This window comes from Vibrio cyclitrophicus, assembly GCF_024347435.1.
GTDB lineage: Bacteria > Pseudomonadota > Gammaproteobacteria > Enterobacterales > Vibrionaceae > Vibrio > Vibrio cyclitrophicus.
The window spans coordinates 3104046-3129929 of record NZ_AP025480.1 but is presented as its reverse complement, the minus strand read 5'-3'; the positions used below and the strand labels follow the sequence as shown (position 1 = coordinate 3129929).

The following is a 25884-nucleotide window of genomic DNA, read 5'->3' as shown; positions in this document are numbered from 1 at the left end:
CGGCTTTGAAACAGTGAATGTGCTACTTAGTGATCTCAGAAAACACCTTACTATCATTGGTGTTGCTACTGAATGCTTGCATGTAAACATACAAGCCTGCTTTTTTGTCACAAATCAGCTTAAGGATCACTTGTTTTAGAGTCAGTATGAACAATCCTATTTCGATAATAACCTTCCCAAGGCCCTAAAGGTTGGGGAGATGATACACGTTTGAACCCACTGACATAGCCTTGTTCATTCTTATCTCCGTACATTAAAAATAGGTCATCGGATACAATGTCTATGTACACAAAGCTCGACATCCACCCAGGCCTCATCACAAAGTCAGTTCCATTAATGACGTCAAAGTTAAACTTTTCCTTATACCACTTAATATTGTTCTGCATGATATCTTTTGGTACAGGCGCCATGTTCCTGTAATCGTTGTAGTCAAATAAGACGATTGTATTGTATTTAAACAAACGGCCTGAAGTGCTATACGTATGGTATGTCATGGACTGATTATCGTAGTCCGAATACTTGGCTGGATGTTCTTCTAAATATTTAGACCTCATTGCCTTATTTTGCTTGTAATTTAGATCTTGTTTGGGGTGCTCACGGCTCAAAAATTTATCGTAATGAATGGATTCAATCTCATGCATCAACCTGTCTTTTAATCGAACGCCTGACTTAGCATGACCTATTGATTTTATATCTGAGAAATACCTTATTTGTTCATTTAATTCATCCACGCCAGAAGGTGTAAATAGGACAGTGATGGGTGATTTTCGTTGGTCAAAGTCCTTGATAGCTGCATGGTAAGGCGTTTTTGGCTTGTTTACTGTCCATTGCCCTTCAAAATATTGGGCATTAAAGACTTCTGGTTTATCTCCCTGATTTTTACTGTATATACGCCTCTCAGCCAGAGTTGATGTGGAAAAGGTGATTAATGTCATAAATATCAATAACTTCATTTAGTATCCTATGTCTCATTTTTTTGCTTCGACGTTTTACTTTACAGCAAAAAATATATATTTTTCATATTCTTGTGCCGCGTGGCATTCATGAGTTGTATTGGAGTTCAAAATGAAGAAGGTATTTCTTTTAGCTGCCGTTTCGAGCAGTCTTATTCTTACTGGTTGTCAACTTACAGGTTCGGAAACGTCGGCTGGACCTGCTAATTTTAGTGATATGTCTTGTGAAGAGATTAAATCTTCTTTGGATACACAGAAAGACATGATCGATAACATTGATAATGGTGGTGACTTACTCAGCATGGTTGGTATGGATTCTGGGACACAAGCGGCAAAAAGTGCGGCTATTACTGCTTATCAAACGTCTTTAAAAGCAGCAAAACCAATTGTAGAAATTAAGAAATGCGATTTTAAATTATAAATTCCGCATTACTAACCTAACAACAAAAGGTCGCCGCTCGGTGATCTTTTTTCGTTGTGCGCCGAGTATGGTGTCAACCTCTGACGTGAAGTCACTCATAGTATTGAGTTAATTAGAAAAGAAAGAGGAGTTTCGAATGAGTAAGCTTGATGAATGGGTTGGCAACAATATGGCATTAACCAGCATCATCATAATGGTTGCGGGGGTTACGCTTGGATACATCCTTTTCTAACATCGATTACTAGGGTTTCGACGAAAACCTCAGTCGTTGCAAATGATATATTTGCAGCCATCCCCACTCGCTCCAATTGTTTGCCTGCCTGTTCCACAACTTAGGGTGACTACTCACCGCCCGTTGGGCGATGCTTCTTATTTCGTTAGCCAATGCTCGATAGTATCGAGTCTTATGCAGCTTCCATAAGCAGAAACGACTGTCCAGCCGTCTTTAATTCTAGAAGGCCTTTATCACGGATATTAAGAGCGGCATTTAGATCCCGATCTATATCTGTAGTGCCACAAGAGGGACAATCCCATTTGCGAACTGATAGCGGCATTTCTTCCATTTTATGACCGCAACAATGGCATCTTTTAGAGCTGGCGTACCACTGATCGAGTTTAACAAGATGCTTGCCTTTCTCTTTCAACTTATACTCCAATTTAACAACAAAGCTATGCCATGAGGCATCGGCTATGTGTTTGGCTAGTTTGCGGTTTTTCATCATATTGGCTGATTTCAGTGTCTCTACAATCACAGCGTGGTTTTTGTCTACGAGTGTTCGAGATAGTTTATGTTGGAAATCAGCGCGAGCGTTCGCTGTTTTTTCGTGGCACTTTGCGACACGCAAGCGAGCTTTAGCTCTGTTTGCGCTACCTTTGACCTTGCGTGAAAACTGTTTCTGTTTACGTCTGAGATTCTTCTCAGCACGCTTTACAAATCGTGGGTTAGCCTCTTTCTTGCCGTTCGACTGAATTGCAAAGTGTGACAATCCCAAATCAATACCAGTAACTTTATCGATTGAGTGAATCAAAGTAGGAGCTTCAAGGCCATCATCCACAAGGATGGACGCATAAAACTTACCTGTTTTACTCAAACTGAGAGTGATACTTTTAACCTTACCAATAATCCCACGATGGATGTTGGCTTTAACTGGCTTCATCTTGGGTAGTTTAATAGCACCATCAAGAACCTTAACACCAACACAATGGTAGCTGGATTGCTTGCCATGTCTGCGTTTAAAGTTTGGGTATTTAGCTCTTAACTTGGGATTGAAGAAGTTATCAAAAGCCGTGTGTAGGTTGATGACTGATTGCTGCAAGGCAATTGAATCATATTGTTTAAGCCATTGGTATTTTCGTGACTTCTTGGCAACCGCGAGCAGTGGCTTAATATCCTTTTTGGGATTCAATGTAGCACCATGCTTGCGGTACATATGAGATTTGAGATGCAGAGCTTTGTTATACGCAAAACGCACAGCACCAAACTGAGCTATTAAAAACTCAGCCTGATCTTCTGTTGGGTAAACGCGTACTTTGGTTGCTCTTAACATCAAAAACTCTCAACTGTATTAATACACAGTATATACAGGGCGGATTGAGTCTGTCTATCTTAAAGTGCTATCGCACCTTCGGCTTATATCACCGCCCTCATCGGGCGATGGTTTACGCCGATTTTGCTAACTTTAGTGAGTTTGTGTATCTATTGACTACACAAATTAGGGCGGTATACTTGTGTATGTAATCGATATACATAGGTAATTATTATGGCTACTAAATCAGCCCCGATCAATATGCGCGTATTCCCCTCCGTCCGTGATGTTATTGACGCAGCAGCAAACCTACAGAAAGTGGATAGAACCGTATTTATTCAGCAAGCCGCTTTGAATGAAGCTCAAAAAGTACTGGCAGATCAGAAAGACTTCAAATTAGAACAAGACGCATTTGACGCATTTGAACAAGCGCTTGATGAGCCACCTAAAGTTCTTAAAGGTATTCAAGATTTATTCGAAAGGAAGGCACCTTGGGATTAGTTAAACCTCGTTTATTAATAGGTAGTGATCTCACGAGTTCTTTTCACTGTGGTGTTGAGTCCTTAGATCTGTGGCTTAAGAAACAAGCGCTAAAAAGTCAAAACCGTGGTAATACGAAAACTTATGTCGTCACTGATTCAGATACGAATGCTGTAGTGGGATACTACGCTATCGCGATGGGGTCAGTATCAAGAGATATTGCTTTTAGTGCTTTAAAACGAAATAGCCCAGACCCAATACCAATGGTGGTATTAGCAAGGCTGGCCGTTGATTTGAAATATCAGGGCAAACACGTTGCGATTGGTTTGCTTAAAGACTGTATTTTGCGCTCCATGGCAGCAATGGAAGTGGTCGGTGGAGCAGGTATATTAATTCATGCTTTGGACGATAATGCACAGTCCTTCTATAAACGGTTTGGCTTTAAAGAATCGAGCATCGATAGTTTGGTGTTGATGGCGAGAATCAGTGATTTAACAGAATCACTTACGCTGGAAACGTAGTGAACTAAAATATGATTTGAAACATTGAATGGAAAGGTGAGCTATGAGCAAAAAATGGTTGTCTGAAAAAGAACTGGTCGAGGGGATGACTCCTTATAATGCCCACTGTGATTTACTCGCAAAGACCGAAAAAAAGCCTGATTGGATGTCTTTCACTGACTAGGCAGAACGAATTACAGATAATGTCATGACTAACCGAACGGAGGCTTTCGATGAGTTTAGTTCAGATTTGGTGAACCTTGATATTTTTCTTTCAAACCTAAAGTTAGCACTTGATAGCCTTCCTGATAGTGATAGTGATAGTGATATTGAACTTTGTGACTTGGGCAATGAAATTGGTCGGGTTATTGCTAATTTGAACTCACCAAATAAGATACTCTTACGTGAAGTCACTCATGGTATTGAACATGGTTTTGACTTAATTAGAAAAGAAAGAGGAGCTTCGAATGAGTAAGCTTGATGAATGGGTTGACAACAATATGGCATTAACCAGTATCATCATAATAGTTGCGGGGGTAACGCTTGGATACCTCTTTTTCTAACATCGATTGCTAGGGTTTCGATGAAAACCTCAGTCGCTGCAAATTTTATATTTTCAGCCATTCCCACTCGCTACAATTTTTTAACAGCTTATTACACAAATCAGTCTAAATCAAAAATGCCCTATCCTGTATCGGCAGCTAGCTATCACAGAATGCAGTCGCTAATTTTGACCTACTTGTAGCTCTAACTATGTGACCAAATCTGCTAACCCACTACAGTCTGAGTTGTTTGCCTGATGGTGTTTGGCGCCGTCCTTCCGTCGAATGCATTTGTGGTTCGATGTTGGTTTTAAAGAAGATGAGTGTCGAATAGGTCGAAAGTAAGGGCAGGTGAGAATGACAAGTTGGTGATAAGTGAGCAGTGATAAGGCCGTATTACTGCTTCCCCTAAATTAGCCATTTATGAATAACCAAAAGTATGGGAAGTCACTTAACTTGGTGTCCAGTATTGAGACAACAGATCCATCTTTGTTCGGACATACGATCTGGATAAGCCCATCTTTACTGTGACACTATAGTTGTCACTAAATGATAATTACGCCATAATTGTGACACTCAAGTCAACGAAGGTGTCACAATTAAAAGGGTATTTGTCATGAATAGGTTTGAAATCCAACGTTATATCGAGCAACAGTGTCGCCCTGTGTCCATTTCAGACATTATTATGGATCATCCTGAATTAATTCGTCGTACGCTTCAGCGCTGGCTTAACAAGCTGATTGAAGATAAACAGATAGAAGCCATTGGTAACGGTCGTTCTCGTCAATACATTGCGAGCCTCGTTAGAGAAGCTATATCCAATTCTAGCCATAACGAGCACAATGACTTTCCTAAATCGATCCCACTTTCACCTGACAGTTATGACATTCTTAATTATCTAAGTAAGCCTATTTTTGAGCGTGATCCTGTTGGTTATTCACGTGATTTTTTAGATGAGTACTCCCCAAATAAAACTTACTACCTTTCTGAACCTATTCGTCGTCAGTTACACCGTATGGGAAAAACCATCTATGCGACACAGCCTGCGGGCACGTATGGAAGAGATATTTACAATCGTTTATTAATCGACTTATCTTGGGCATCCAGCCACCTTGAAGGGAATACTTATAGTCGACTAGACACGGTAGAGTTAATTGAGCATGGTCAGTTTGCACAAGGAAAAGACATCATCGAAACACAGATGATTTTAAATCATAAATCAGCGATTGAATTGTTGATTGATAATGTCGATTCCGTTGAGTTCAATCGTTTCACTATATTGAATTTGCACAGTGCGCTTTCCGAAAACTTATTAGCCAACCCGTTTGATGAAGGGCGAGTGCGTAGTCATGTGGTCGAGATAGGGGGCAGCGTTTATAAGCCAATGTCATCCGAAGAGGTACTTTTTATCCAACTGGAGTCGATTCTTAATAAAGCGAATCAAATCCTCGATCCATTTGAGCAATCATTTTTTATCATGGTGCATTTACCTTACTTACAACCCTTCGCTGACATTAATAAGCGCACCTCTCGTTTGGCTGCGAATATCCCGTTGCTTAAAGCTAACGTATGTCCTCTTACGTTCCTAGATGTCCCCGAAAAAGCCTACAGCAAAGCGGTGCTTGGTGTGTATGAAATGAATAGAATCGAGCTTCTTCGTGATCTGTATTTATGGGCGTACGAGCGTTCAACAAAAGAATACCTAGCTGTGAAACAAGAGTTAGTAAAACCTGATCAGCAACGCCTGCAATATCGAGCGAAGATAAAGGAGATAGTTAAACAAGTCATACTGACACCAGAGTCACAGCCCCTGGATATCATAGAATTACTGATAAGCAACGAGCAAGAAACGGATAGGCAAAACATTAGCGCCCTTGCATTAGAAGAGATAAGACGAATTCACGAAGGGGTCTTGGTACGATATGGCCTAAGACCGTCTCAGCTCGAAAAGTGGCACCAATTACACGGATAGAAAAGACTGTCACCACCCGCTCGGACGAGGGGGGGGCGAGGTAGAAGAGCTTGAGTTTTGTTGCATTTTTGGACCGCAACACTTATCAATATTTAGACGGACAAAGTAAAAAGGCCTACAAATAAGTAGGCACTCTATCTTTGGCTAATTCAATAACGGCATGGCCTAATTGAACCAAAGTGCCAAAACTGGGTGTTGTTTCAGGTTTTAATGAACGATAAGCACTCGTTCTACTTCTAATACCTGCGCGCTCAATGACAGCATTGTGACCAAATTGCTCGACATAAGAGCGGATGGCCGCTTGCAAAATGTCAGCTCGACCTTCTTGCATTGAATCCCATGATGCCGGCTTGATTACTCTTTCCATTTCTTTAACGTCAAAAGGCGTTAAATCCGATTCAGTATAACGGCCAACCGTGATTTCCTTTAACGTTGCCGCTGATAGTTCAACACCACTCCAATCAAGGGAGCCGTCAGCCTTTAATGCAAACTTTTTAAAATCAGGTACATGGCTAAATGCTTCTTTTTGAAAATACTCAGTTAAGTTTGCTTCACCGATATAGCCGTCACTAAAAGTAAGCTCAAGCGTAAAATCAGCGACCAAATCAACATCAATTACTTTTAACATACGTCACCTATAATTTACCTGGGTTAATACCAGCAACTGCTTTTTTCCACATGGTCATCCGTTTTTCTCGATTGTTTTCAATGTGTGATTCTGCTCGTTTTCGTTGCTTGTTTGGCCATTAATATCCCATATCCATTTCTTGGTCTAATGCCGATAGTTCAGCAAGAGCAGTTAGTCTGTCCTCTTCTAGGCGGTGCTTGTACTCCATAAGATCAGCATAAGCGACCTTTCTACGGTTGCCAGTACGACTAAACGGAATATCACCAGAATCCAGAAGCTTAATGAAAGTAGGACGAGACATGTTTAGCATATCAGCACCTTCTTGCGTTGTGAGTTCCGCATGAATAGGTGTGATGCTAACAGAGTTGCCTTGACCTAATTGAGTCAGCACCTCGATCATCATATTTAATGCGCTTGCTGGAATAGTGATTTCGTGAGTCTTACCAGACTTATCGACAACATTAATCCTTTGAGCCTCACCATTAATTTCTATAACGGCTGACAACTCTTGGCTACCAAGCTTAGCCAGTGCCATTTCTTCAGCGCTTGGCAATTTTGTAGCAGTATTCATTGTGTTTCTCTCTCGTTTTTAGTTTCTGATGTCATGGTATACAAATCTGCATACCATGAGATTATTCGAAATATTCGAAAACAAGAGAGTGTCACATTATCGTTGGACTTAGTGTTCGTAGTCGGCTTAGTTTAATGTCTATCAATGCATGCTTAACTCTCTTTAATCATAGGACTTCGATATGTCGTGGATGAGTAAAACTAACCACGAGTGCGTCAATGTCGTCGACTCAACAATAACTTCACAGACTGAACTCCTACCCGTGGCACATTCTATCTTAGATATCGCTCTAAAAGTGTTAAATGCTGCCCATGCATTTTCTTGACCAAGTATCTGAAATCTTCGCTATGTACGCTAGATGTGCGTTCAGGGCTGTTTTGGTAGCTAGCTCACAGGTTTAACATAACAAGAGCCATACACGCCTGATCATTTAGATTTTATGTTATTTTTTATGGCGTTACATTCGATTGGCTATCTATCTAACTGACGATATATAAAGGATTTATCTGATAATGAACAAAACATTCGCCCTTAGTCTTGCATTGGTGGCCGCGCAAAGCGCAGCAGCCACCAGCACACTCGAAGTGAGCCTATTTTATCCGCAAGAGTATGAGACAGACTCAAGCCTTAACTTGCCCGTTGAGATTGTAGGTTTCTACCGTTCGATTGAATTGGGTAATGCGCTCTTTGCTCGTGATGGCGTTGACCTAGTCGTTAAGCCGACCTCAATTCAAGCCACGAACGAATGGGGCGCAAGTGAAACCATTTCGAATGGCATTAGTTTGATAAATTATAATACGTCGGTTGACGCTGTAACCGATGTCGGGGATGTGGCAGTGGGGCTTTTTCAAGCCGACCACATAGGACTGGCTGTTGTGCATAGCGTAAACGCATCAAATTATATTGACTGGCCGAATCGCACAGAAAAGATGGCGATGGGCGCAGGCTACATGATGGGGCGTGATTCAAGTAATGGATTTCAATACATGTTCGCGCACGAGCTGTTTCACACGATGGGTGGGGAGCACGACAAAGCACAGGCTTGGGATTGGTCTGAAAATGGCACGTATCGTTCAGACGGTCACGGCGTAACTTGTGCTAGTGGGGTTAACTCGCTTCTCCACGCTCATGGTGCATTCACACCGTTTGCCGACGTCACCATTAGCGGCTCTCCAACCTGCCAAGATGACAGTGGAGACAATGTCGCGTTTGTGAACCACTACGCACCGATGGCGGCTCAATACGCTCCAACGGAGATTAATGACCAGACATTGACGATGAGCGCCGTAGAAAATCTTAATTCGCGTTCATTTGACATTACCGTGACGCGTCACGATGCGACACTCGCTGAAACCATGAAACTGTATGTTGCCGGTGGACACGCCACCGCAGCGGATAATCACCTTAACACCATTAATGTGACCTTTGCTCAAGGTGAAACAGAATCACAAGTTGTGGCGCTTTCATTTGACGATGTTTATCCTATCTTCAACCAAGCGAATGACCATGTGAACAGCGTTTATGCGGTAGCAGTGGGTGAGAGTGAAATTTCAGGCTCTACGCTCGACATTATGGCATTGGCAACGGATTGGACTGCGCCTGTTGATGTGCCAGATGTGCCAGATGTGCCAGATGTGCCAGTAGATACAGGCTCAAGCAATGGCGGCGGTAGTGGGGGTGGCAGTATGCCACTGTGGGGCTTGTTTGTTTTAACGGGTCTTGCCGTTTTTCGAAAAATCACTCAATAGTACAAACTCATCGAGTAGGAGGAGGCCTCATGGCCTCCGTCCTTGACACCACCGTACATACTTGACTCACCGACGGCGGTTTCGAATATATTTTCAGTTATTTATCACTATGATGAACGTATGTGACCCATGTAAGGTGCGTTATACGCTGAAGTGGTTACGCTTTGCCGTGTTCCGATTCATGAAGCTTGTCGTGCGTAAGCTATCGATATTGCTGAGAGCATCAGAGGGTTTGAACTTGGATCGCTCTATATGTTCTAGGGGCATAAGCCATCTATCCAGTGACGACGCTGCCCAAGAGTAGGCTAAATGTCCCCTGTTTTCGCCCATATAAGGTGTCACTTCATATCGAATATCAAACGAAAAAGGAACGATGCAAGGGGCGTACTTGGGGCTCTCATTGAGCGCCTTTTTTATTGCGTCGGTACAAGCAGGTCGTCATGTTCACTGCGATGCACACTGTCTCAAAGGGCCTTCAATGGCCACGATTGTGTCTCAGGGGGAAACGGTCGCCTCTGCAAGGCTTTGATTTTAAATGGGTTTTAGGGGCGTGTAAAATAGCCCTAAGGCGCTATGAGCCTTCGTTAAGAGTGGGCTATGGAGCACAAGGGTTATCGAAAAAGAACGGCTGAAGCGAACATAAAAAAGACACCGGCTTTCCTGCGAGCGATGAAAGCCGGTGTCTTATATGCCATTTCACAAATACCAAAGTGATTTAGCGGTATTTATCAGGTCTCAATCAACACCCCAAGTTCGCGAGCTTGCTCGATCGTGATCTGGTTGGATATTAAACCTTGCAAAGCGGCTTCAGACAGTTGCAATACCTGTTCGTTTTGACTCGGTGGTGAGACGTGAACTTCGATCGAGTTGCCGGTCTGACTGGTGCGTGACCATAACTGGCGATCAACCACATAGACATACGCGCCTTTAGGCAAGTCAGGGTTGTTTTTGGTCATCAAATTTAACCACCAACGGGTTCTTCTTAGCCCCGCTTGGCCTTCTATGGACTCGAGTGGTGGCATAGATTGAGAGCGGATAGCCAACTGAGTGGCAATGGACACATCCAGTGCTCCAGGGTAGCTCTCGCTAAATGGGTTGGTAAACAACCCATCATAAGAGCAAGCCCATGTTATTGGGCTGGCTAATGCGATAACCCCAGAAGCGATGGCCGTTGTTAGACACTTCTTCATCATTCCTCCTTAAGGGGTCACAATATTGAACCAAAAGTTAAAGTTATCCAGCATGCCCACGAAGTCTTTCAATACTTGTGGATCGCCCTCTAGATTAATTTGACCGTCTGCAATGGCTTTCTCTAAGGTGATGTTCCCAAGTTGAACGTCATCCAATGTTGCTTTGGTCAGGACTAAGGATACGTCAGGTTGTTCAGCGAGCTTTGTTGTATGGTTAAGGACGGAGTTCTCGACATATAACGAGTACTTTTCATCAAGGTCGGTAAAGTCCAGGTTCATGACAAAGGCTTTCCCTGCCGCTTTTTCTGGTAGGATACGAACGGCTAAGTAGTCGAACAACATCTCTGGTGGCATATTTTTAATGATGTCAGGAGAAGCCACATTCGTCCCGCCCGCACTCGGGGTGCCGTTTCTCAACTCAAGAGCGCCTTGCAGATAAACCGAACGCCAAGGTCCAGACTCCGCTTGGTAGCCCATTTGTTCATAGGCATCCGCTAATAGGTTTTTCCCTTTCTCACTATCAGGGTTAGCGAAAACAACATGTTTTAGGACTTCGGCCACCCAGCGATAATGACCTTTATCAAAGTCAGCTTGTGCCTTCTTGATGGCTGCTTGTTCGCCGCCCATGTATTCAACATATTTAATGGCGGCATCCGCGGGTGGTAGGTTGTTGAGATCCGATGGGTTACCGTTGTACCAACCCATGTAGCGCTGATAAACGGCTCGGCTGTTATGGCGTAAAGTGCCGTAGTAGCCTCTAGAGCTCCAGGTGTTAGCAATCTCGTCCGGAAACTCGATCATCTCTGAAATTTCTGAGCCAATATACCCCTGGTTCATCAAGCGAACGGTTTGGTCGTGCGTGTATTTATACATATCACGTTGTTTTTTGAAGTATTTGGCGATGTCTTCTTGCCCCCACATTGGCCAGTGGTGGCTTTGGAATTTCACCTGGACTTCATCGCCCCACATATCAATGGTTTCTTGTAGGTAGCTGGACCATTTCAATGCGTCACGAACCTGCGCGCCTCGAAGGGTTAAGATATTATGCATTGTATTGGTGGTATTTTCCGCCATCCAAAGTGCTTTCTTTTCCGGGAACCAAATGTTCATTTCGGTTGGCGCTTCAGTACCTGGTGTATATTGGAAAACCATTTTAATACCGTCAATGGTACGTTCTTCACCCGTTTTCTGGATGATATCGGTTGGCTTGATCATCGTCGCAACGCCGGTGGATGTTGTTTGACCCAAACCGCCGTTGACACCGCCTTTTTCATTTTTGGGTAGAAGAGCGCCGTACATGTATACCGCTCGTCGTCCCATGGCGTTCCCCGCGATGACGTTTTCAGACACGGCATGTTCGGTAAAGCCTTGGGAGGCGACGATAGGAACTTTACCTGAAATCACGTCTTTTTCATCGACGATGCCTCGCACACCTCCAAAGTGGTCAATGTGACTGTGGCTGTAGAAAACACCAGTCACGGGTCTTTCACCTAACTCTTTGTTAATAAAATCCAGTGCCGCTTTCGCTGTTTCCTGAGAGATGAGCGGATCAAATACGATCCACCCTTTATCGCCTTTAATAAACGTGATGTTAGATAAATCGTAGCCGCGAACCTGATAGATACCATCAGTCACTTCAAATAGGCCATTGATCATGTTGAGTTGAGCGTTACGCCATAAGCTTGGGTTAACGGTGTCTGGAGAAGGCGTATCTAAACGGATGTATTTTTTATACGCTTCAAGATCCCAAACCACATCCCCCTTGTCATTTTTAATCGTGACAACATCTTGCTTGGCAATAAAACCTTTTTGAGCGTTTTCAAAGTCTTTCTTATCGCTGAACGGTAAGTCTTCTTTGACTTGGTTATTGACACTGATAGTGGTTTTCGTTGCGTCTTTAGGGGCGGATGCGTTAGCACTTAGCACCACTAACATAGCCAATCCCAACGTTCCTATTTGTCGCATGCTATTTCTCCTTGTATAAAAGCTGCTCTCTAAAAGTAAGCGATGTAATGGTGTCATTCTTTGAAAAGTTAACGAATAAGCCTGAGATAAGGTCATCATATGCATATTTTATGAACTGAATCACAATTTATAATTTATAACCATAGACTAAAATGTGGATTTATCGATCCGTGTCTCAGGAATGAGGTGATTATCCGGGGGAGTGCTTCAGTCCATTTAGGCGGGTTTCTGCTCCTGCCTCTATATCGCTTTGACTATAGATGACTCCTGACTTTATCGAGTTTCTTAACCCGGTGACTTCTCACCGCCTTATCAGGCGATGCTTCTTATTTCGTTAGCCGTTGCTCGATAGTATCGAGACTTACGCAGCTTCCATAAGCAGAAACGACCGTCCAGCCGCCTTTAATTCTAGAATGCCTTTATCACGAATATTGAGGGCGGCATTTAAGTCGCGATCAATATCCGTTGTACCGCAAGATGGGCAATCCCATTTGCGAACCGATAAGGGCATGTCTTCCATTTTATGACCGCAACAGTGGCATGTCTTAGAACTGGCGTACCACTGGTCTAGCTTTACTAGGTGCTTACCTTGCTCTTTCAGTTTGTATTCCAGTTTCGCAACAAAGCTATGCCATGAGGCATCAGCGATATGTTTCGCTAGTTTGCGGCTTTTCATCATATTTGCTGATTTCAATGTCTCAACTATCACCGCTTGGTTTTCGTCAACGAGAGTTCGTGAGAGTTTGTGTTGAAAATCAGCGCGAGCATTCGCTACCTTTTCATGGCATTTAGCTACAAGTATTCGAGCTTTCGCACGATTGGCACTGCCTTTTGCCTTGCGTGATAGCTGACGCTGTTTACGTTTGAGATTCTTCTCAGCACGCTTTACAAATCTTGGGTTAGCTGTCTTTCTGCCGTTTGACTCAATCGCAAAATGAGACAATCCCAGATCGACACCTGTCACTGTTCTTACCGTGTGGAGTGGTGTTAAGGCTTCTACTCCATCATCCGCAAGGATTGATGCGTAGAACTTGCCTGTCTTGCTCAGGCTCACTGTGATGCTTTTAACCACACCTTCAATCTCACGGTGAACATTCGCCTCGATAGGTTTCATTTTGGGAAGCTTAATTGATCCATCAAGTACCTTTACACCCACACAGTGATAGCTCGACTGCTTGCCATGTCTACGTTTGAATTGTGGATACTTGGCTTTCAACTTCGGATTAAAGAAGTTATCGAAGGCTTGGTGAAGATTGATCACTGATTGCTGTAAGGCGATTGAATCATATTCCTTCAACCATTGATATTTGCGGGATTTCTTGGCAACGGCAAGCAGTGGTTTTATATCCTTTTTTGGATTCAGTGTGACACCATGCTTGCGGTACATGTGCGATTTTAAATGCAGAGCTTTGTTATACGCAAAACGCACGGCGCCAAACTGAGCGATTAAAAACTCAGCTTGTTCTTGCGTTGGGTAAATGCGTATTTTTGTTGCTCTTAACATTTTAGTGCTCACATGTATAATTCATTTATATTATTGTCTTATGAGGATATTGTAAAGTGAGTGCACACAACAAAGAGTTACTTCAAGACTACCTCAGAAAAAGGCACAGCGTGAGCAAATTGGTTGTTCATCTGGTATTTACAACGAAGTACAGACGCAAGTTGTTTACTGGAGTTATGATCGAACAGTTAAGGGAAGCTTTTGAGTCAGCGTGTGTAAAACTCGAATGTGAATTGATAGAAATGGATGGTGAACAGGATCATGTTCATTTACTGATCTCATACCCTCCAAAACTTTCAATCAGCGTAATGGTTAACAACTTAAAAGCAGTTTCATCTCGTATGCTACGACGACAAAACACACACCTTACAAGGCAGAGTAAAACCTCCGCCCTATGGTCTCGTTCATACTTTGCTTGTACTGCTGGCGGTGCGACTATTGAAACATTAAAAGCTTATGTGGAAAGTCAGTCCACCCCAGATTAAGACGCTATCGCGTCTTACGCCTTATATCCCCGCCCTCATCATCGGGCGAGGGTTTACGGCGAAATTGCTAAGGTGCCCCGTTATTGGCGACGGTTATTGACGACTATAGGTATAACTTTCTCACTCCCACTCAGCTGGCCATTTCATCAGTAGGAAAATTTATAAACTATAAACTATGATTATTTGGTTGCACTTAGTTGCATCTATCGACGATTGTATTTTCATTTAACATGGAACGCTGATATGAAAAGAAACCAAATAGCCATCGCGCTTGGTCTCAGTAGTTCGCTTGTACTTGTTGGGTGTGAAGACTCCGGAGGAGCCTCTGGAGAAACGACACCACAATCAAGTACCTACAGCATAACGGCTATTGACGGCTACTTACGCAATGCCGAGGTGTGGCTTGACCTCAACAGAAACAGCACAAAAGATCCCGATGAGCCCAGTGCCACGTCAGGAGTCGGAGGCGTCGCTGAGCTCGATGTCACCGGTGTGGCAAGTCCTCAAGATTACCCAGTCATCGTACGGGCGATTGCCGGTCAAACCGAAGATGAGGACCAAGGTCTGGTCACTACGGATTATGTGATGTCGGCGCCTCCCGGTGAAGACAAAGTGACGCCCCTTTCAACTCTCGTTAATGTTCTGCTAGAGCAGTCGCTCACCGGCTCTGAAACGTCCGCTGAATTGGAGCAAAAAAAGCAACAAGCGTTAACCGATGTTGCGCAGCAGCTCGGTATTGATAGCGATGATGTATTAGGTGACTTCATTGCGGACAATCAAACGGCGGCCGCTTACGCTGCTGAGAACTTAGTGCTCTCTCAGGTTCTGCCCAAAGACAGTTCGGAACTGGCCAACATATTAGAGCAAGACAGCAATAACTCCTCTTTTGTGAAAGTCGTCCAAGTGGTCAACGCCGAGATCAACAAAAAGATAGATCAAGTTGAATCCAGTAGCGGCAGTATGGATTTTGACACCGTGGGGGAGGCGCTTGATGCCCCCGTTGGAGTGACGGACAGTGACGGTGACGGTGTGCCAGATGATCTGGATAAGTTCCCCAATGATTCTGAGGAATATGCCGACTTTGATGACGATGGTACAGGGGATGTCGCCGATACAGACGACGATAACGATGGCATCGATGATGATACCGATCTCTACCCTTATCAAGATGATAGGGCGGGTGACTTTGATAACGACGGCATCGACGTATTAGACGATCAATTTCCGAATGATACCGATAACGATGGCCATCAAAACGACGTGGATGCATTCCCTCAAGACCCTTCTGAGAATGCCGATAGCGACGGAGATGGTACCGGTGACGTAGCGGATCTCGACGATGATAACGACGGTGTCAACGATGTCGATGACCAATACCCGAACGACAACACCCAAGCCGGTGATTTTGACAATGATGGTATCGACGATCTGGATGATCAGTATCCAAATGATACTGACAACGATGGTTACGAAAATGATGTGGATGCGTTTCCTCAAGACCCAACAGAACATGCGGATAGCGACGGAGATGGAACCGGTGACGTGGCGGATCTCGATGATGACAATGATGGTGTCAACGATGTCGATGACCAATACCCGAACGACAACACCCAAGCCGGTGATTTTGACAATGACGGTATCGACGACCTTGATGATCAGTATCCTAATGATACTGACAACGATGGTTACGAAAACGACGTGGATGCGTTTCCTAAAGACCCAACAGAACATGCGGATAGTGATAACGACGGTATAGGTGACAATGCTGATACGACACCAAATGGTGAGCCTGGTACCGGCGTTTGGGATACTTCCAACTGGGATAGTGGCGCCACTTTCCAATAAAACGATTTAAGGACGAAACTATGAAAAAGCAAATTCTTATTGCAGCTATCTCTGCTGGATTGACACTGCCGGCTGCCGCTGTACCGAATACCTTTACCGCAGGTGATGCGATAGTGGCATCGGAAATGAATGCCAACTTTACTGCGCTAGAAGAACGTATTGAAGAGCTGGAAGCACGGTTAGGCATCAATGCCACTTTCGCTGAAATGATCAGTGGTAACACTTATTCAGGGCAATTTATCTATTTTGGTTACTTCGGTGATGACCCTTCAGATTCTGGAAACTTTGAACACGCTTCAGGCAGTGGGTTCGTCTCACCATACGCGGTTCGTTTCTTGAAAGGCGGTGGCAGCACAACGATGACTTTCTTGGCTGATGGGACCATAGCTGATGACATAGGCAAAGAGTCAGAGAGCGAAGGTCTGCTCGTTGGGGCATGTAACAACTTTAGTGTCGATCCATGCCCAAGCTTTGATAACGACATGGAATACAATGAAGACAGCTGGAATGAAACGGCGACAAGCAGCACTTGGAGTGTCGATGAGTCAACCGGCATCGTGACCATTGTCTTTGATGGTGATCCCAATGATACAGAGCAGCTTAAACTATCAGGAGACGGTAGTGTTATGTATGGCCTAAGCTACTTTAATGAGCTTGATGGCAGTATGCGCGAAGTTGAGAATAGCGTCGTTATATTAACTCGAGAGTAATCGATACCTTTGAAATAGTAATCAATGAAAACCGAGTGGGCATTGACCACTCGGTTTTTTTGTTCTGTTAACGGTTGGCGTCTAAAAAATGAATCGTAATTTCAGGTGGAGATAAGCCTTTCGAGCACTGTTAACTCAAGCTTATGGCCATTGACTTTGTTGGTTTATGAGAACCTATCATGCACAGGTTGTGTGGGGGGACTTACGCGTTGAAATGAGATTTACGGTGTTCAGGCTTACTCCAAAATGTTCAACGAGTTAAGGGGGATTCTTTTTGACAATCGTTTAATCAGCACGACACTTAGCATTTGGCTAGAGTATAGGAATGTTGTTTCGAAATGTATGATGCAGTCCAGAGTGAGAGCGGTCTGTAAAGCCACGTTTCAGATCATCTACGTCGTTTATGACTAAGTGCACGGTTACCACTTATTACATTTGAAATTGGTTTATGAACAGAGGATGTTCGTATACTGTCATATATTCGTATACTGTCATATAAAAGTAGCTCTCTGTATGCTCTATAATCATCTAGCTGAGTATTCGAACAGATATTCAGAGTGTGTGTACGTGGACACTGCACCGTTGAACACAAGGTCATGTTGCTCGGTAGGTTTACGAGTGAACTTTATATGATCTGACGTCAAAGGGGCATGAGTGAGTTTTACGTCATCAGTTCGCCTAGATATCCTCGGCAGATTTCAGTACTAAGGAGTCACTAATGGCTTGTGAATCAACGTCAATTAAAACCGATTGCTTACTCACGATGAACCAAGAAATGTTCATTTGTAATGCCGAATCCACAAAGCATAGCGTACGCTATCAGAATGTTTCTATCGTCCTTGCCATTAAACCCAGTAATCTTGAACCCAGAGTGTTTGACGCATTTCATAAAGTCATGCAAACCGTTAAAAGCGCACAGGTTGTAGGACGCTTGAATCAAAGCTTTTTCTTGGTGTACTTATGCGAGCCTATTTGCATGAGTCAAAACTACGCCCGAGCGATTCATTTCAGCATTCGTCATTTCTTCTCTGAAGTAAAACATTCTGATGAGCGTATGTACCGCTATTTAACTTCCGGGAAAGTGGGCGTGTCTGTGTTGGGGATGGACACCCAGTCTATTAAGAAGGCTGTTGTACATGCATCTCAAGCTACATTAGCTCAACCAGCAGGGCATAAAAGTCGTATCCAGTTTTACGACACCGATTTGCAATTGACGATTAAACGCTATGTGCTTCTAGAAGATCTTGTGAGTGACGCTATCGAGAAAGGAGAGGTGGGCGTTCAGTATCAGCCGATTATAAGTTGCCTGGATTGGGAGGTGGTAGGATATGAAGCATTTTGTCGTTTTAATATAGACTCGACACTTAACGCTACAACCACTGAATTGATAGGACTAGCCGAGGACTTAGGCCTGATATCAGACTTGGATTTACTCATTTATCAGAGTGCATTTTCACAATGTTCACTTCTATTGAAAAAGTCCGGAAATTTTCTGAATCTCAATCTGTCGCCGAATACCCAACAGAGTTTGCCTGAAGTGTTGGAGTGCATGGTGGTGCTGGCGAAGCAAGAGGAGATTGAACTGCAGCAAATTATGATGGATATAAATGAAGTTAAAAGCCCAGCAGAGACTCTTGACTTTGCAACACTTCTTCCTGGATTTCGCCAGCGTGGCATTCAGTTTGCGTTGGATGATTTATCTAAAGGTTTTCGGTTGGCTGACTTACTCAATAAAGGAGAGTTTAAATATCTCCGAGTTAGCCGTGAGCTGATTGAACGCAGCAATAAAGGCGGCGAATACTATCAAGTCATTAAGTTGCTAGTCAGATTATGCCATCGCTTGGATGTACAGGTGATTGCTGAAGGCATCGAAACATCGGATGAGGCACGTTTTTTGTCTCATCTGGGGGTTGATTATATGCAAGGGTCTCTTTTTGCCAAGCCTGTTGATTACAACGAACTGCAAGATACAGAGAAACAGGTCGATATCATACTTCGACAACTGCATACCGATGGAATGACGGATAGCTCAGATGTGGATAAAGAAGCGACTACTTTGTACCATATTGCCAGTAAAAGCCTACCTCGTTTAGATCCAGGAGAGCCCCTCTTTCTTGCCAATGAATATTTGAAGCCCGACACTATTAACATTATCCCTGTGATTAACAAAGGTGAATGTGTGGGGTTAGTGGACAAATCGCAGCTTAATCTTCATTTGACGCCTGCGATGGGAACCGAACATGAAACGATGAAAGAAGCGAATATCTGGAAAAAGCCTGTTACCAGTATGATGGACACTCAATTCACGGTCATGGACACTGAAAGTATGCTTACAGAGGTGTTTCCACTGATTAAAGAGAGGGCCATTTCTTTACCGATCGTCTTAGTCTCCAAGAACCTCTACAAAGGCTTGGTTACGGAAGCCGATATCGCCTACTACCTTCTAAAGCGTCTAGAGTTGTAGCGCAATCTCTAGACGTTTGCTAGAAAGCAATGAGTCATACTGACTTGCGTTGTGAGATCCGCATGAATAGATGTGAGGTTAACAGCGTTGCCTTGACCTAATTGAGTAAGCCCCTCGATCATCATATTGAATGCGCTTGCTGGAATCGTTACTTCGTGAGTCTCACCAGACTTATTGACAACATTAATCCTTTGAGCTTCACCATTAATATCTATAACGGCTGACAGCTTTTGGCTACCAAGCTTAGCCAGTGCCATTTCTTCAGCGTTTGGTTCTTTTGTAGCAGGCTTGATCTCATCTTAATTTTCACGTTCAAGCCTATTCTGTCGTTCGCCCCATTTTGTTTGTTGTTATTCTTCCTACTGTCGCCATATTGTCGAGTGGTCGCTCTCCTCACAAACGCTCAACCGATTCTTGGCTGTGTGTCTTTGTCTTTACGACGGTGGTCTCGATCGTCTATTCGTTATTTTATGAGTGAAAGATACTGCGCTTGGGAATGGCACGATAAATGTGTAAATTGATGCGTAACACACGGTACTGATGTGCGCATTCTGTTTTATATTGTAAGCGACACTTGATAATGGTGTGCGTCGTGATAACGTGGGCATCAATTTATAAACCTATCAAGGATGGATAGATGCAACATATACACGATACGCTTGCTTCATTACAACGTACAAGCCCAGCGCAAAAAGAGTTTTATCAAGCAGTAGAAGAGGTCTTATCTTCTCTCACCCCCGTTATTGAAAGCAACCCTCAATACCAAGAACAAGCGATCATTCAGAGAATGGTCGAGCCTGAAAGACAGATTATTTTTCGCGTGCCTTGGGTGAATGACGCGGGGCATGTGCAAGTGAATAAAGGTTATCGTATCGAGTTCAATTCAGCGTTGGGTCCCTATAAAGGCGGGCTCAGATTTCATCCATCGGTGAACGCAAGTATCATCAAATTTCTCGGCTTTGAGCAAATCTTCAAAAATGCACTGACGGGGTTGCCCATTGGTGGTGGCAAAGGCGGTTCGAATTTCGATCCTAAAGGTAAATCTGACGGTGAAATTATGCGTTTCTGCCAATCTTTTATGAACGAGATGTATCGTCATATTGGCCCGGTAACCGATGTCCCAGCGGGAGATATCGGGGTCGGAGCTCGTGAAATTGGCTACATGTTTGGTCAATATAAGCGTTTAACCGGTCGCTATGAAGGGGTGCTCACCGGTAAAAGCCTACTTTGGGGGGGCTCATTAGGACGCAAAGAAGCCACGGGGTATGGGGCTGTTTACTTTGCTGAGTGCATTCTTAATGATCGTCAAGATACGCTGAAAGGCAAAAAATGTTTGGTATCAGGGGCCGGTAACGTGGCGATTTACGCCATCGAAAAGCTTTATCATATCGGCGCACTTCCCGTCACGTGCAGTGACTCACGTGGAGCGATTTATCATGAGAAAGGGGTCGATCTTGAGTTACTCAAACAGCTCAAAGAGGTGCAGCGCGGTTCGCTCGAAGAATACCTAATCACTTACCCGGAAGCGGTCTACATCCCAGTAGGCGATTACCCAAAGGATGGACATGCTGTGTGGCGCAATCAAGCGGATGCCGCCTTTCCATGTGCAACCCAAAATGAGTTGACCTTAGCCGATGCACAAGCGTTGATCAGCAACGGTTGTCAATTGATTTGTGAAGGCGCTAACATGCCGACCACTCAAGAGGCCGCGAATGCGATTGTGGACGCTAAAATCGCTTACGGCCCAGCGAAAGCGGCTAATGCAGGCGGCGTTGCCACAAGCCAACTTGAAATGGCACAAAACGCCAGCATGCAAAACTGGACATTTGAAAAAGTGGATGCGCATTTAAAAACCATCATGGAGACTATTTTCACCAGTGCAAATGAGGCCAGTAAAGAGTTTGGTCAACCTGGTAATTTGGTACTCGGTGCAAATATTGCGGGATTTAGAAAAGTCGCGGATGCAATGATTGAGCAGGGCGTGGTTTAATTCTCGACTCGTCTTAATAAGTCAGCGTTCAGACGCTGGCTTATTTTGGATCCACGTGACTGTCTGTTGCGTCAAGTCCAGCGTTGCGGCGTTAAGTGAAAGGAGAGCTAGTACGGTTTTCTTTTTATTACGATTCCTCTCAGGGAAAGTTCATTCACAGATAATACATGTCTGAAATACGAACCACTATCACGGGTGTTGAGTTTGAACGTTTCCATTGATTCATTACTCTGGGCACGTTGAGCCCATATTAGCTTACATAGAAAAGGATAAAGGATGTTTGAACCAGCACAAACCGATGTAGATGTGTTAAAGATAGCCGTCTCACTTCCTGATCGAGAGACCGTCTCGAATGGCGAGTTCATACCGTTAGAGAGCTTGGCAACCTCATTATTCGAAGACGCACGTTTCGACGCTGTGTTTGTGTCTGGTCTTTCGCCTGAGCAAAGTCAACTGCTCTCTCAAACATGTGCGGACCTTGGAGTGGAACTTATTGTCTTTGACAATCCTTCAAACCGTGTCACAGTGATCGAGGATGTTGTCATCAACATTACCGATAAGTTGTTTTCAGATGAGATGCCGAACAATATCGATCTTATCGATATTCGGTACATCAACCAGTGTTCAGATCACCTATTTTCTTTTAATAACAAGGCCTCGGCTTTACATTTTCTGGAAGAGCAAGATTTAGGCTCTGTCATTGGTGGCGTGTATTTGGCGCATGGTGATACTGAATTAACAGAGTTCGAAGTCACGAATAATGAATTACTGAATTACTTTTCAGACAGTGGTTTTCTATGCTCTAGTTTCCATTATTTGGGTCGCTCTGAGTGTACAATTTTGTTGGGTATCAAAAGAGCTGGATAAGTGAAAGTCGTGATTTAAGCCGTCAAATTATTATGAAGCCGGGTAGAGGGCCTAACCATCGGGTGTCATGGCAGAGAGGCGAACTTCATCCATGCTCTTGGGTTAAGCGGTACAATAAACGACATGGACCCGTGCAGAGTAGACATGGAGCACGGGGTCTGAGGTCGTGAATATTTCTATTGTTAACTTTTAGCAATATTATTGGCTATTAGAAAGGTTCATCACCGTGCTTGAAACATTCTCTGCACCTTTATGGATCTCATCCATGACGGTTGAAACTTCGGTTATCTTGGCATTGCCTTCTTCTGTAATGGACGACATTTCTGCCATCATTGTGGTTACTTCGTTGATGAGTTTCTGGTTTTCTTCTACAACTTTGATTATCTCATTGGTCGAATCTGAAGTTCGGGACGCGAGTTGTCTGACTTCGTCAGCAACAACGGCAAAGCCTCTCCCATACTCACCAGCTCGTGCGGCTTCGATAGCGGCGTTGAGCGCTAATAAATTCGTTCTATCCGCGATCTCTTGAATCGTAGCGACAATGTTTTGAATGCTTTTCGAACTGTCATTGAGTGAATGCACCTTTTGATAGGTACTGGCCGCTTTTTGGGATACCGTCAAAGAGACCTCGACCGTGTCGGTAAGCAGCTTTGAGCCTTCAAGTGCTATTTGCGCGGTTTCTAGTGAGGTTGAGTAGGCCACCTCTGAAGCTTCAGCGATAGCATGGCTGCGTTCAATGCGTTCCGTTATGTTGCTGGCAAGCTTGACGATTTTCACGACCTTGCCTACTTCATTCATGATGGGGTTGTAGCTGGCCTCAATCCAAATGCTGGATCCATTAGAACTGCGACGCTGAAACAAGCCTGATTTTAATTGTCCCTTTTGTAATTCTTGCCAGAAGTGAGGATGATTACTATAGAACTCTTCAAAACAGAACATGCGATGATGTTTACCGACCACCTGGTTTTCTCTGTAACCCAACGTATTTAAAAAGTTTGAGTTGGCGGCCAGTATCGTTCCTTCAGGATCAAATTCAATAATCGCTTGTGACTTGTCTAAGGCAGAGAACAGCGCTTCATTTTTTTTGTTTTGGTCGTTGATCTCTGTGATATCAGAAGCCAGTTTGGCTACGCTAGTGACACGACCATCTGAATCTTTGATCGGTAAATAGGTCGCTTCTAGAACAACCGTGTCACCTTGCTTATTTACTCTCTCGAACGTGCCTTCTTTTGAGATGCCATTGGCAAGCTCTCGCCAAAAGCTTTGATAAGGCGAAGAGCGAATATAGCTATCAGTGCAGAATATTTTGTGGTGCTGTCCTTTGATCTCGTCTAGTGAGTACCCGACAAGTGTTAAAAAGGGCGCACTGGCATCTTGGATAACGCCTTCAGGGGTAAACTCGATCCATGCAACATGCTTTTTTAAGGACTGGTAGATATTGTCGGAATGGCTAGGTTTTATCTCTGGTTTTTGCTTCTTAGTAAAAAACACCGCGGACCTTATTTAAACAGAAAAATAGTTGATACATTAGTCAGTATAGCTTTGACACAATTATACACATTAGCAGCGATTTTTAATTGCGATAGTTTAAAATATATTCAGTATGGCGACGGGTAATATTTGATTTTCTACCGTTTTACTGTTGGCCTGCTGATGATCATCCTTCCAATCGTTCCAGCTTCCCTGCCAATTCACAAGTGTCGGAGTTTATGTCAGCGCTAAGTGAGGCGAATGCATTAAGATCAATCCTTCTTAACGACGAATTGGAGGATATAGGGTTGGCGCGCATATTATTCGGTTTTTTCTGTGTGTTGGTTTGAATTTGGAATCAAGTAACGTGCTTCGTGATGCTAAATCATGTCGAGTTTGATAGTATTGTGAGGTTTAATTTGTATTACAAATTTCAAAGTGATTGTTTAACAAGGTGTTATTCAGTTGTTTTAGCTGGGATGCTCACGATTTTTACGAGTTGCGGTTGCTTACTCGATTTTAGAGCGTAATGATGATCTCAGTTCGCCAAGGCTTAGTCGGGTATTAATGTTGAAAAATTATTTATTAAAGCAATGGTCTTCATTAGCGATTATCGTGATTGGATTTTGTTTGATAGGCTTATCAATAGCTGCTACATCGTTAATGCATACGTTAAATCAACAATCCACGATAATATCTGAGAACCGATTACCAGCAGTAAAAATACTGGAACAAATTGCCACTGAAGCAGCGAATTTAAGGGCGGCACAAGCTGGCGAAATAGCACAAGCATCTGAGATGAATAGGCTTCTTATTGAACGATTAATAAATAACATTGATCAAAAAATATTGTCATATGTGCCCTTCATATCAAGCAAAGAAGAGCAATTGTTCTACACTCAGTTTCACGACCAATACCGCGATTACCTGTCTCTTCAGAAAAAACGTTTACACCTTTCTGCTTTGAATCAAACCGAAAAAGCAAATGAATTGTTTTTGACGGAATCATTGTTAACTTTTCAGCGTATGTCTGACGAACTCAAAACCCTGTCTAATTACAATGAAATACAAGCCTTAAAAATCAGTGAGAACGGCAATGAGATTTATAAAACGGCTAACAACGTTGTGTTATCAATTTCATTGTTGTTAGCAGCTTTAATGCTGGCTTGGGTGTTTTCGCTTTGCAATAAATACATGATTTATCGTAACTCGTTAGAAAGCCGAGTCAACCGTGCTCTCAACAACCGTACTTTTCATTGTGTGTACCAGCCTATCGTTGATATGAATGAAAATAAGATTATTGGTGTTGAAGTCTTGGCGAGACTCAAAGATCGATATGGCGATGTTGATCCCGACCAGTTTATTCCTCTCATCGCTTTAGAACACCGTTCTTGGGAATTCACTGAGCATATTATCGAAACAGCATTAAGCGAACTCATTCAACTAGGTGTTTCATTAGTCGACTTTAAAGTGAGTTTGAATATTTTCCCCTGTGACATCAATGATAACCAAATTTCTAAAATTACCGAGCTGAAAGAGGTTAAGGCCTTTAAGGGAAAGCTCATGTTAGAGGTTACCGAGAGTGAAATCCTTGAGCACGAGTCAGCAAAATTAAATATGGAAAAAATGGTGACGCAAGGATTTGAATTGGCTATTGATGACTTTGGAACGGGTTATTCCAATTTTCATCAGTTAAAAGCGATGTCAGCTCAATACCTAAAAATAGACCGTAGCTTTGTGATGGATATGGAAGACGATTCCATCAAATCAACGCTTATTCGTCATATCTTGCCTATCGCCATGGATTTGAACATGCAAGTAGTGGTGGAAGGTGTTGAGAACGAGAGACAGCACCGTATATTAAGAGATATAGGAGTAGACTATGGGCAGGGGTGGTACTACGGTAAACCGAAAACTATCGAGCATTTATGGCTGCATTTTTTAAACCAAACCGATACAAGTGTGGTGAAAAAATCGTGCGGACAAAGTATCGAAGGAACCGGTTTAATCTCTCAAGTCCGTGTCTGACGTTGTTTACGCTGTATGTAATTTC

General features: G+C 43.4%; 21 protein-coding genes and 1 pseudogene. 13 read left to right on the top strand and 9 right to left on the bottom strand.

All coding sequences use genetic code 11. The annotated features are described in order from the left end of the window. Positions 1-119 precede the first annotated feature (119 nt). The gene (locus OCW38_RS13745; protein ID WP_102397595.1) at positions 120-953 is read right to left on the bottom strand and encodes a hypothetical protein; all 834 of its coding nucleotides are present in this window, start codon (positions 951-953) and stop codon (positions 120-122) included. Between the two features lie 112 nt (positions 954-1065). On the opposite strand from OCW38_RS13745, the gene OCW38_RS13740 reads away from it, so the two are divergent. Beyond that, on the top strand, positions 1066-1374 hold the full coding sequence (locus OCW38_RS13740) for a hypothetical protein (protein ID WP_261894504.1): 309 nt from the start codon (positions 1066-1068) through the stop codon (positions 1372-1374). Between the two features lie 404 nt (positions 1375-1778). Here OCW38_RS13740 and OCW38_RS13735 read toward each other — a convergent pair whose 3' ends face one another. Continuing rightward, entirely contained in the window at positions 1779-2921 is a 1143-nt protein-coding gene (locus OCW38_RS13735; RefSeq protein ID WP_261894502.1) for an RNA-guided endonuclease InsQ/TnpB family protein, read from the bottom strand. Positions 2922-3134: 213 nt separating this feature from the next. Between OCW38_RS13735 and OCW38_RS13730 the strand changes: the two genes are divergently transcribed. From OCW38_RS13730 to OCW38_RS13715, 4 genes and pseudogenes are all read left to right on the top strand, one after another. Next, entirely contained in the window at positions 3135-3401 is a 267-nt protein-coding gene (locus OCW38_RS13730; protein WP_261894500.1) for a type II toxin-antitoxin system TacA family antitoxin, read from the top strand. Beyond that, positions 3392-3901, top strand: coding sequence for a GNAT family N-acetyltransferase (locus OCW38_RS13725; protein ID WP_261894498.1), 510 nt, complete (start codon positions 3392-3394; stop codon positions 3899-3901). The genes OCW38_RS13730 and OCW38_RS13725 overlap by 10 nt, the downstream gene beginning before the upstream one ends. Positions 3902-3944: 43 nt before the next feature. After that, positions 3945-4355 (top strand): annotated as a pseudogene (locus OCW38_RS22990) (hypothetical protein). A 683-nt stretch (positions 4356-5038) separates the two neighbouring features. Next, positions 5039-6394 (top strand): Fic family protein, encoded by a 1356-nt coding sequence (locus tag OCW38_RS13715; RefSeq protein ID WP_065100529.1) that lies wholly within the window; start codon positions 5039-5041, stop codon positions 6392-6394. Positions 6395-6509: 115 nt separating this feature from the next. Here the strand turns inward: OCW38_RS13715 and dhiA are convergent, their stop codons facing one another. Then, positions 6510-7022: a type II toxin-antitoxin system antitoxin DhiA gene (gene dhiA, locus OCW38_RS13710; RefSeq protein ID WP_261894493.1), complete on the bottom strand. Its 513-nt coding sequence runs from the start codon at positions 7020-7022 to the stop codon at positions 6510-6512. Positions 7023-7140: 118 nt separating this feature from the next. Next, entirely contained in the window at positions 7141-7593 is a 453-nt protein-coding gene (locus tag OCW38_RS23055) for an excisionase family DNA-binding protein (protein ID WP_391852432.1), read from the bottom strand. A gap of 512 nt (positions 7594-8105) precedes the next feature. Between OCW38_RS23055 and OCW38_RS13700 the strand changes: the two genes are divergently transcribed. Next, entirely contained in the window at positions 8106-9341 is a 1236-nt protein-coding gene (locus OCW38_RS13700) for a GlyGly-CTERM sorting domain-containing protein (RefSeq protein ID WP_261894491.1), read from the top strand. Between the two features lie 728 nt (positions 9342-10069). Here OCW38_RS13700 and OCW38_RS13695 read toward each other — a convergent pair. From OCW38_RS13695 to OCW38_RS13685, 3 genes are all read right to left on the bottom strand, one after another. Then, positions 10070-10531, bottom strand: a complete 462-nt coding sequence (locus OCW38_RS13695; RefSeq protein ID WP_261894489.1) for a hypothetical protein — start codon at positions 10529-10531, stop codon at positions 10070-10072. Positions 10532-10540: 9 nt separating this feature from the next. Further along, positions 10541-12466, bottom strand: a complete 1926-nt coding sequence (locus OCW38_RS13690; protein ID WP_391852435.1) for an alkyl/aryl-sulfatase — start codon at positions 12464-12466, stop codon at positions 10541-10543. A gap of 391 nt (positions 12467-12857) precedes the next feature. Next, a complete protein-coding gene (locus tag OCW38_RS13685) occupies positions 12858-14000 on the bottom strand; it encodes a transposase (protein WP_261894485.1) in 1143 nt (380 codons plus the stop codon). Between the two features lie 56 nt (positions 14001-14056). On the opposite strand from OCW38_RS13685, the gene tnpA reads away from it, so the two are divergent. The 4 genes from tnpA (at position 14057) to OCW38_RS13665 (ending at position 19504) form a co-directional block, all read left to right on the top strand. Next, positions 14057-14485 (top strand): IS200/IS605 family transposase, encoded by a 429-nt coding sequence (gene tnpA / locus OCW38_RS13680; RefSeq protein WP_261894483.1) that lies wholly within the window; start codon positions 14057-14059, stop codon positions 14483-14485. 243 nt (positions 14486-14728) lie between these two features. Next, on the top strand, positions 14729-16330 hold the full coding sequence (locus OCW38_RS13675; protein ID WP_261894481.1) for a hypothetical protein: 1602 nt from the start codon (positions 14729-14731) through the stop codon (positions 16328-16330). A gap of 20 nt (positions 16331-16350) precedes the next feature. After that, positions 16351-17040: a hypothetical protein gene (locus OCW38_RS13670; RefSeq protein ID WP_261894479.1), complete on the top strand. Its 690-nt coding sequence runs from the start codon at positions 16351-16353 to the stop codon at positions 17038-17040. A 718-nt stretch (positions 17041-17758) separates the two neighbouring features. Then, positions 17759-19504: an EAL domain-containing protein gene (locus OCW38_RS13665; RefSeq protein WP_261894477.1), complete on the top strand. Its 1746-nt coding sequence runs from the start codon at positions 17759-17761 to the stop codon at positions 19502-19504. Between the two features lie 8 nt (positions 19505-19512). Here OCW38_RS13665 and OCW38_RS13660 read toward each other — a convergent pair whose 3' ends face one another. Then, complete coding sequence (locus OCW38_RS13660) at positions 19513-19761, bottom strand: hypothetical protein (protein ID WP_241497556.1); 249 nt, start codon at positions 19759-19761, stop codon at positions 19513-19515. Positions 19762-20141: 380 nt separating this feature from the next. Here OCW38_RS13660 and gdhA point away from each other — a divergent pair, with 380 nt between their 5' ends. Then, the gene (gene gdhA / locus OCW38_RS13655; RefSeq protein WP_261894474.1) at positions 20142-21494 is read left to right on the top strand and encodes an NADP-specific glutamate dehydrogenase; all 1353 of its coding nucleotides are present in this window, start codon (positions 20142-20144) and stop codon (positions 21492-21494) included. Between the two features lie 276 nt (positions 21495-21770). Further along, positions 21771-22361 carry a hypothetical protein gene (locus OCW38_RS13650; RefSeq protein ID WP_261894471.1) on the top strand — a complete coding sequence of 197 codons (591 nt, stop codon included), beginning with the start codon at positions 21771-21773 and terminating at the stop codon, positions 22359-22361. Positions 22362-22559: 198 nt separating this feature from the next. On the opposite strand, the gene OCW38_RS13645 is transcribed toward OCW38_RS13650, so the two are convergent. Next, on the bottom strand, positions 22560-23852 hold the full coding sequence (locus OCW38_RS13645; protein ID WP_261894469.1) for a methyl-accepting chemotaxis protein: 1293 nt from the start codon (positions 23850-23852) through the stop codon (positions 22560-22562). Positions 23853-24398: 546 nt separating this feature from the next. Between OCW38_RS13645 and OCW38_RS13640 the strand changes: the two genes are divergently transcribed. Then, positions 24399-25859 carry an EAL domain-containing protein gene (locus OCW38_RS13640; protein WP_261894467.1) on the top strand — a complete coding sequence of 487 codons (1461 nt, stop codon included), beginning with the start codon at positions 24399-24401 and terminating at the stop codon, positions 25857-25859. Positions 25860-25884 lie beyond the last annotated feature (25 nt).